Below are 1,625 nucleotides of genomic sequence, written 5' to 3' on the forward strand. Positions count from 1 at the left end.
CGCAGGGGCAGGTGACGGCGACCTTAACCAGCACGGCGGCGGTGAAGAATGTGCAGGTATCGGCGAAGGCGGCGGCGAACCCGTCATGGGTCAAGGCCGATAGCCCGGTGAGCTTTGAGGAGCTGAGTAGCAGTTATCAAGTCACCGGCGTGACGGTGGAAGTGGATAAAGACAAGAAGCGCTATAACAACGGCACGGACAGTTATACCTTCACGGCGACGGTGGTGGACGCGCATGGCAAGCCGGTAGCGGATAAACCGATTGAGATTGACTGGCAGACAGATCTAAAGGTTGACGGGTTAACCCTGACGAAACAGAACAACTCGGTGAGTAACGCGCAGGGACAGGTGACGGCGACCTTAACCAGCACGGCGGCGGTGAAGAATGTGCAGGTATCGGCGAAGGCGGCGGCGAACCCGTCATGGGTCAAGGCCGATAGCCCGGTGAGCTTTGAGGAGCTGAGCAGCAGTTATCAAGTCACCGGCGTGACGGTGGAAGTGGATAAAGACGAGAAGCACTACAACAACGGCACGGACAGTTATACCTTCACGGCGACGGTGGTGGACGCGCATGGCAGGCCGGTAGCGGATAGACCGATTGAGATTGACTGGCAGACAGATCCAACGGTTGAGGGGTTAACCCTGACGAAACAGAGCAACTCGGTGAGTAACGCGCAGGGACAGGTGACGGCGACCTTAACCAGCACGGCGGCGGCGAAGAATGTGCAGGTATCGGCGAAGGCGGCGGCGAACCCGTCATGGGTCAAGGCCGATAGCCCGGTGAGCTTTGAGGAGCTGAGTAGCAGTTATCAAGTCACCGGCGTGACGGTGGAAGTGGATAAAGACAAGAAGCGCTATAACAACGGCACGGACAGTTATACCTTCACGGCGACGGTGGTAGATGCGCATGGCAGGCCGGTAGCGGATAAACCGATTGAGATTGACTGGCAGACAGAGCCAACGGTTGATGGGTTAACCCTGACGAAACAGGGCAATTCGGTGAGTAACGCGCAGGGGCAGGTGACGGCGACCTTAACCAGTACGGCGGCGGTGAAGAATGTGCAGGTATCGGCGAAGGCGGCGGCGAACCCGTCGTGGGTCAAGGCCGATAGCCCGGTGAGCTTTGAGGAGCTGAGTAGCAGTTATCAAGTCACCGGCGTGACGGTGGAAGTGGATAAAGACAAGAAGCGCTACAACAACGGCACGGACAGTTATACCTTCACGGCGACGGTAGTGGACGCGCATGGCAGGCCGGTAGCGGATAAGCCGATTGAGATTGACTGGCAGACCGAGCCAACGGTTGAGGGGTTAACCCTGACGAAACAGAACAACTCGGTGAGTAACGCGCAGGGGCAGGTGACGGCGACCTTAACCAGTACGGCGGCGGTGAAGAATGTGCAGGTATCGGCGAAAGCGGCGGCGAACCCGTCGTGGGTCAAGGCCGATAGCCCGGTGAGCTTTGAGGAGCTGAGTAGCAGTTATCAAGTCACCGGCGTGACGGTGGAAGTGGATAAAGACAAGAAGCGCTATAACAACGGCGCGGACAGTTATACCTTCACGGCGACGGTAGTGGACGCGCATGGCAAGCCGGTAGCGGATAAACCGATTGAGATTGACTGGCAGACT

The 1,625-nt window shown here is 58.0% G+C and carries 1 protein-coding gene; it reads left to right on the top strand.

All coding sequences use genetic code 11. The annotated features are described in order from the left end of the window. Nucleotides 1-107: 107 nt before the first annotated feature. The coding region (locus tag EAE90_RS23080; RefSeq protein ID WP_339921807.1) for an Ig-like domain-containing protein at nucleotides 108-1,625 on the top strand (1,518 nt) is incomplete at its 3' end.

Source organism: Photorhabdus caribbeanensis (assembly GCF_018448885.1).
Lineage (GTDB): Bacteria > Pseudomonadota > Gammaproteobacteria > Enterobacterales > Enterobacteriaceae > Photorhabdus > Photorhabdus caribbeanensis.